Source organism: Klebsiella ornithinolytica NBRC 105727 = ATCC 31898 (genome assembly GCF_001598295.1).
Taxonomy (GTDB): Bacteria; Pseudomonadota; Gammaproteobacteria; order Enterobacterales; family Enterobacteriaceae; genus Klebsiella; species Klebsiella ornithinolytica.
This window is the reverse complement of record NZ_BCYR01000023.1, coordinates 25,178-31,720: the sequence shown is the minus strand read 5'-3', so window position 1 is coordinate 31,720 and position 6,543 is coordinate 25,178. Positions and strand designations below refer to the sequence as shown.

The window sequence follows — 6,543 nt, the reverse complement described above, 5'->3', positions numbered from 1 at the left end:
GGCTGAATGACTTTATGCAGACACACGGCGCTGAACTGGCGGCCACGCTTGCGCCGGAGTTGATGGGACTCAGCCAACAGCCCGCACTCCTGACCGGCCATGCGCTCGACCGTTCGGCGCATTACCTGCGCGAAGCCCTGTCCGTTTGGCTGAGTGCCGGTGAAGAAATTCATTATTCCGCAGAAGACAGCGATATTTTAACGGCCATCGGATTCAGGCCTGACGCGGCTTCGCGGGTGGATAATCAGGAAAAATACACCCCCGCACAGAGTCTGATTTATGCCCGCCGGCGCACGGAACTGGCCAGTAAGTAGCTCCGCAAAAAATCCCCGAAAATACCGCCATTTTTCCCGAATTAAGCCATGCATCCACAGGGTGCATGGTTTTGCATGCGCTTTCCTGTCCCGTCACTCCCTTCGCAACCCTGTCCCGGCGCGGCCTGAGCCTGCCCATGCACCTGCATGAAAACCGACCCACGAAGCGGGCAGGCGTGGCGGGGAGAGCATTGCGCGCCAGAGTAATTAGCCAATGGACAGAAATTTATTTTCTCTGTTAGCCCAATATTCTTGGGGCGCAACTTGTAACCCAGTACTAAATGAATCCAGATGCTCTTCAATTAACTGTGATTCAGCATATATCTTCCATGCTTTCGGATAGAATGAGCGTAGAATGAACGCGGTAAATGATAACGGAGTCAGCATTTTCTTCGTTGCTATTCTACCTTCATTTTCTGAACCGAAATGAAAGTGGCAGTACGGATGAGAATGTTCACAATAATGTTCATCATCTATATCATATCTTACAGGCATAGGCGGGAAGTTCTTTGTGTGAGTATCGATGTAATTATCATATTCTTGACTTATCATTACTCTGTACTCCTCTACATCTTGCCACTCATCTTCTGGATAATAGGTATCCAAATACTCTCTGTAGTCCAAGGTTTTAACAGGTGTCATTAAGTAGGTATAACTATTATACTTGAAAATGAATAATGAGCCATCGTCAAGTTGTATGTTAAACCATTGATTTAATGTGCATTTTTCCCATGCTTTTTCGTAAGATAAAGGGCGTAGCTCTCCAGGCATATTGTCAGGGTAATAAACGTCATTGTTATAATTACCTAGTAAATCAACATTTCGCACAAGATTAATGGACGCTTTAGCGGTTGTATTAAATGTGGCTAAGTTGATCATGATTTTTTCATCCTTTTCGCTTCATACTCGCGTAATAAAGCTTTTAACCCGTCGACACCGTGAGCCTCAAGTAATTTTTGAAAATCTTCCGGACTTTCATCATGAGCAAATCTTTGTAGGTCGATCTCGATTTTATCAAGGGTCTGTCCTGATGGATAATTGAATTTAAGATAAGGAATGTTGTTTTTTGCTTGCTGAATTTCATCGAAAAGTTCAATGGCAGGATATCCAATCCCAGTCATTGTAAGCCAACCTTTGGTGCGAGTCATCGCTGTGAAAAGTAAGTTTCTATTTTTTACATTTGGGTTGTGATATAAACATTCACTACCAATTATGTAAACGCTATATCCTTCGTTTCCTTTTGCTTTATGGATTGTGGAATAAGTAACTTTGTTATCCACAGAAAAATCACTAATATTATATTTATCAGCATTAACATTGTTTACGTCTATTCCATACTCAGATAAAAAATATGAGATTTGGTTGTAATAATTTTTATAGTGTTTGTCATCAGCGCAAACTATCAATATATCGGAAGCATTTAGACCTTCGCTCACGATATCAATTTGTATTTTTTGCGCTACCCATTGGCATTCTGATGATAAATTTTCATGGTGCTGAGTTATTATTAGTTTATCTTTATCTGCATCATATAATGTTGGGGATGTTTCAATCGTTCTAAATACAGATATTTTCTCACCAGACACAAAGCGTTCACCATGATTACCTTCCACTTGATAACCAAGATTTTTCCAGTCCTCAGGTGTCTTTATAGCTTGCACTGGATTGCCATAAACACCTAAACCTACAGCATGGGCACATATAAGTGTCGCGCATGGGGTTCGGTAACAACTATTAAGAAACTTGTCTAAACTTAAATTTTTACCTTCACCTAATATTTCTTCAATTGTTGGCGCTGTTGTCTGAAAAATGTTTTGGAAGACGTCCAATCCAAATACCATTTTGTCGTTATGAGCCAGTTTCAGACAAAGTTGTAGGAAAGAGCTATCAAAATCTTGAGCCTCGTCGACAAAAACATAGTCATATTGCTTTTTGATTGCATAATTTTCTATTAAATTTCTACATGCATATGAAAATGGTTCTTTAGGAGCAACACGCTGTGCCTCGCCAAAATTAATGAATCGAGCAGAGTTATTCTGACAGGTGTTATAATATACTCCTGGCGCATTGCCTCCTCCCCAAGCATGAAGAATATCTATTGTCCCCTCAAAGTCAGGATCCAAATCATTGAATTGTCTATAGAATCTTGTTATTAGTCTTTTAACGTGTTGATATAACGCTTTGGTACTAAAAGTATAAAGTATTTTTTTATCAGGGTTGCGCAAATGAGTGATTGCCACTTTCATTGCCAGAACCACTGTTTTACCTGAGCCAGCTAAGCCACGAATTCGTTCAATCCCTTCTACTTCATTGACGCAACTTCCTAGCTGATTGCTATCAAATCGTGCAATTGATGATTCTAGCTTGCTAACGATTTGTACTTTTGATTCTTCAGAAAAACCATCAGTATCACGTTGTTTTACTCTAATTAATCCTTTTCCGCCTTCAATGGTCGAAGCTGCTTCACTATAAATATCCTCACTTATAGGGTTTTCAAATTGTTCTATGAATCTTTCTATTGATGTTTTAGATACAATGACTTCACTATCAGTATCATATTCTTTTTGTGGATCTGCATATGGAGCAAAAATAGCAGATTCAACAGTTATGTTCAGTTCTCTCCTGTTTTTTCGTAAGGCTTTTTGTTTTAAAAGGCGAGAATAAATCTGGCTATATATGTTTTCTAACAACGTGTCATTATTTGGTAGCGTCGTTTCAGCATCTCTTTCATGACAATCTGAAAGATAAAAAATAATAATCCCATACAGTCGAGAGACTAACATTAATGGAGAAATAACCAAGTTGTCGTCATCATCTTTGTATAAAGGAAAATCGTAGTATAATTCGGACTCTTGAAGATGCAATTTTTGTTCTTGATCTAACTCATTAAGGATTGTGTACAATCTTCCAGCTTCTTGGTTAGCGAATAATTTGTTTCTGTCTGCATTTAATTTCATATTAATCTTCCTTAAGAAATATCTTTTTTGCAGTAGGAAGTAGTTACAAAGGCTCCCCACCATTGCATTAATTCTTCCCTTTGTGACAAATACGTCGAGCGATTGTATGCTCTTCTGACTTCGTTTTTGTCACTATGAGCTAGTGCTGCCTCAATTACATCAGAATTGAATTCAGCTTCATTCATGGCAGTGCTAGCTATAGACCTTAATCCATGAGCAACTAATTTACCAGCATATCCAATTCTCTTTAATGCAGCATTCGCTGTTTGGCTGTTCATCGGCATTTTCGGATCATTTCTGCTCGGAAAAATATGTTCCCGATGAGCACTAATAGGCTTCATCACATCGAGAATATCTAATGCCTGAGGAGACAAAGGAACAATGTGCTCACGCTTGGCCTTCATTCGTTCGGCTGGAATCGTCCAGAGTTTGGCATCAAGATCGATCTCTGCCCATCGAGCGCCAGAAGCCTCAGAGGGACGCACAAGTGTCAGGAGCTGCCATTCAATTAGACAGCGAGTCGAAACAGAGAGATTCGACATCACCAAAGAGCGCATTAGCTTCGGCAATTCTTCTGGCCGGAGTGTCGGCATATTTTGTTTTTTGGGTTTTTCAAACGCCATGCCAACACCTGATGCCGGGTTTGTATCAATCAGGCCTGTGTTAACTGCGAAAATCATGATTTCGTTAACACGTTGCACAAGGCGACGAACAGTCTCAAGTGCTCCACGCGCTTTGATTGGTTCCAATGCTTCAACTATCGTTCTCGCCTTAATCTCCTGAACTGGTATCGCTCCTATTTCAGGGAATACATCTTTATCTAAAGAGCGCCAAATGTCCTTTGCATAATCCTCTGTGACACTTCTGCTTTTTATCTGGAACCAGTTAGCAGCCACGGTTGAAAAAATGCTGTCTAACTCAATTTGGCGTTGTTCTGACACTTGTTCCTGTTGCTGTTGCGGATCCATGCTCTGCGCGAGCGTGGTTAAGTGTTGGTCGCGTATCTGGCGAGCTGCTGCGAGTGTAAGGGCAGGGTATGAGCCGAGACTCAAATTTGTGCGGCTGCTACTTCCCGGTCGTTGATAACGGAAGCGCCAAAGTTTTTTACCGGAGGTTTTGACGAGTAAGAACAGGCCATCACCATCATGCAGGGTGAAGTCTTTTTCGCGGGGTTTCGCTTTGAGGATTTCGTTATTAGTTAGGGGGCGTGTAATGCGCGCCATGTCTGGATCCCTTCCATAATTGGTACACGTTTAATGGACCACAGTATAGCGTGTACCTAAACGTGTACCAATTTTCTCTGGATTTAGCCGGAAGTTCTCGGACAACGACAGACACAAAAAAGCCCGCAGGGCTTGTGCTATGCGGGCTTTCCGTACTTCACCGGAAGTATCCGGATCATTATTTGGTGGAGCTGGCGGGAGTTGAACCCGCGTCCGAAATTCCTACATCCTCGGCACTACATGCTTAGTCCAGTCTTTACATTCGCTGGCCAGCTGCGGACGGACACGCCACTGACAAACTAGCCTGATTAGTTTTAACGCTTCAACCCCAGGCAGGGCTTCCACGCGATCTCTTTTGGGTTTGACCTCTCTTTATTCCCCGTCTTAAGAGCGGAAGCTAGGGAGAGAGGGCTCTTAGCAGGTTATTAAGCTGCTAAAGCGTAGTTTTCGTCGTTTGCGACTATTTTTTTGCGGCTTTTTACGAGGCCAACCGCCCCTCGGCATGCACCTTGGGTTTCGCGAATCCCGTCGAATCCAGAATCAGCCCCAATGTGTTAAGGCGAGTATAACAGATTTGTGAATGGAGTTACCAGCACTCGTTCGCACGATTATGGGGGCTGGGTGGGTGAAAAAGCAGCATCAACAACGATATAGCGCATAAGGGCCAGCTGAGCCGGCCCTTAAAAAGAGGGGGATTAGCGACCGGCGTGTTTCATAATACGGGCTTTATCCAGCGCCCACTCGCGATCTTTGAGATCGGTACGCTTATCGTGCTGCTTCTTACCTTTGGCGACGCCGATTTTCACTTTGCACCAGGCGTTCTTCCAGTACAGCGACAGGGCTACGACAGTGTAGCCTTCACGGTTGATTCGGCCGTACAGGGCATCCAGCTCGCGCTGATTAAGCAGCAGCTTACGGGTACGCGTCGGGTCGCAGACGTAGTGGGTCGATGCCACGGCCATCGGCGTAAAGTTGGCACCAAAGAGATAGGCTTCGCCATCTTTCAGGATGACATAGCTGTCGCTGATGTTGGCTTTGCCGGCGCGCAGAGATTTGACTTCCCACCCTTGCAGGGCAAGACCAGCCTCGTATTCATCTTCGATAAAGTATTCATGGCGGGCGCGTTTATTCAGCGCAATGGTGGCTGATCCAGGTTTGTGGGCTTTTTTCTTGGTCATAATGTCCTGAAGTCATTGCTAAACGGGAACACAGTACCTCAATCCATCCTGCGAGGTGTAATGCGCTATCTTAGCACGAGTTGCGGCACAGCGTTTTTTTTAGCGGCAGATAAATGATATTATTTGCGATGTGTATAAATGTGGAACTTGCTATGCCTCAGATTAGCCGTACTGCGCTGGTGCCCTTCAGTGTGGAACAGATGTATCAACTCGTAAATGACGTGAAGTCCTATCCTGATTTTTTGCCTGGCTGCACCGGGAGCCGTGTGCTGGAGTCTGGGCCGACGCAGATGATGGCGGCGGTTGATGTGTCCAAAGCAGGCATCAGTAAGACCTTTACGACGCGTAATACCCTTACCAGTAACCAGAGCATTTTAATGAGCCTGGTCGATGGCCCGTTTAAAAAGCTGATTGGCGGCTGGAAGTTTATCCCGCTGAGCTCGGATGCCTGCAAAATTGAGTTTCATCTCGATTTTGAATTCACCAATATGCTGATTGAGATGGCGTTTGGTCGCATCTTCAAAGAGCTGGCATTAAATATGGTTCAGGCTTTCACGGCCAGGGCCAAAGAGGTCTATCGTGTCGGCTAACATCGTGGTGGAAGTTGCCTATGCCTTGCCGGAGAAGCAGTACCTGCAAAGCGTAAAGCTTGAAGAGGGCGCAACGGTTGAACAGGCGATTATTGCCAGCGGCCTGCTGGCGCTGCGCTGCGATATCGATCTGGCGAAGAACAAGGTCGGAATCTACAGTCGCCCGGTTAAGCTGAATGATGTGGTGCATGATGGCGATCGGGTGGAAATCTACCGCCCGCTGATTGCCGATCCGAAAGAGCTGCGTCGTCAGCGCGCGGAGAAAAACGCCGGGAAATAGC

At 44.4% G+C, this 6,543-nt stretch carries 7 protein-coding genes and 1 other RNA gene; 3 read left to right on the top strand and 5 right to left on the bottom strand.

The genetic code is table 11. From position 1 onward, the window contains the following. Positions 1–314: phage polarity suppression protein (locus ROR01S_RS24910; RefSeq protein WP_303745254.1), on the top strand; the 314-nt coding region annotated here is incomplete at its 5' end. Between the two features lie 207 nt (positions 315–521). On the opposite strand, the gene ROR01S_RS24905 is transcribed toward ROR01S_RS24910, so the two are convergent. From ROR01S_RS24905 to smpB, 5 genes are all read right to left on the bottom strand, one after another. Beyond that, positions 522–1,193, bottom strand: a complete 672-nt coding sequence (locus ROR01S_RS24905) for a DUF2290 domain-containing protein (RefSeq protein ID WP_064359964.1) — start codon at positions 1,191–1,193, stop codon at positions 522–524. Beyond that, positions 1,190–3,271, bottom strand: coding sequence for a DEAD/DEAH box helicase (locus tag ROR01S_RS24900; protein ID WP_064359963.1), 2,082 nt, complete (start codon positions 3,269–3,271; stop codon positions 1,190–1,192). Before ROR01S_RS24900 ends, ROR01S_RS24905 begins: the two co-directional genes overlap by 4 nt. Positions 3,272–3,282: 11 nt before the next feature. Continuing rightward, on the bottom strand, positions 3,283–4,494 hold the full coding sequence (locus ROR01S_RS24895) for an integrase domain-containing protein (RefSeq protein ID WP_064152675.1): 1,212 nt from the start codon (positions 4,492–4,494) through the stop codon (positions 3,283–3,285). 183 nt (positions 4,495–4,677) lie between these two features. Continuing rightward, positions 4,678–5,042, bottom strand: a transfer-messenger RNA (tmRNA) gene (ssrA, locus tag ROR01S_RS24890). A 147-nt stretch (positions 5,043–5,189) separates the two neighbouring features. After that, entirely contained in the window at positions 5,190–5,672 is a 483-nt protein-coding gene (smpB, locus tag ROR01S_RS24885; RefSeq protein WP_004866580.1) for an SsrA-binding protein SmpB, read from the bottom strand. Positions 5,673–5,824: 152 nt separating this feature from the next. Between smpB and ROR01S_RS24880 the strand changes: the two genes are divergently transcribed. Both ROR01S_RS24880 and ROR01S_RS24875 read left to right on the top strand, forming a co-directional pair. After that, positions 5,825–6,262, top strand: coding sequence for a type II toxin-antitoxin system RatA family toxin (locus ROR01S_RS24880; RefSeq protein ID WP_004866577.1), 438 nt, complete (start codon positions 5,825–5,827; stop codon positions 6,260–6,262). Next, the gene (locus ROR01S_RS24875; protein ID WP_064359962.1) at positions 6,252–6,542 is read left to right on the top strand and encodes an RnfH family protein; all 291 of its coding nucleotides are present in this window, start codon (positions 6,252–6,254) and stop codon (positions 6,540–6,542) included. Before ROR01S_RS24880 ends, ROR01S_RS24875 begins: the two co-directional genes overlap by 11 nt. The last annotated feature ends 1 nt before the right edge of the window (position 6,543 follow it).

Excerpts from the sequence above, each read along its gene's own strand:
- smpB (WP_004866580.1), bottom strand. The coding sequence starts at position 5,672 with ATGACCAAGAAAAAAGCCCACAAACCTGGATCAGCCACCATTGCGCTG.
- ROR01S_RS24900 (WP_064359963.1), bottom strand. The coding sequence starts at position 3,271 with ATGAAATTAAATGCAGACAGAAACAAATTATTCGCTAACCAAGAAGCT.
- ROR01S_RS24880 (WP_004866577.1), top strand. The coding sequence starts at position 5,825 with ATGCCTCAGATTAGCCGTACTGCGCTGGTGCCCTTCAGTGTGGAACAG.
- ROR01S_RS24905 (WP_064359964.1), bottom strand. The coding sequence starts at position 1,193 with ATGATCAACTTAGCCACATTTAATACAACCGCTAAAGCGTCCATTAAT.
- ROR01S_RS24895 (WP_064152675.1), bottom strand. The coding sequence starts at position 4,494 with ATGGCGCGCATTACACGCCCCCTAACTAATAACGAAATCCTCAAAGCG.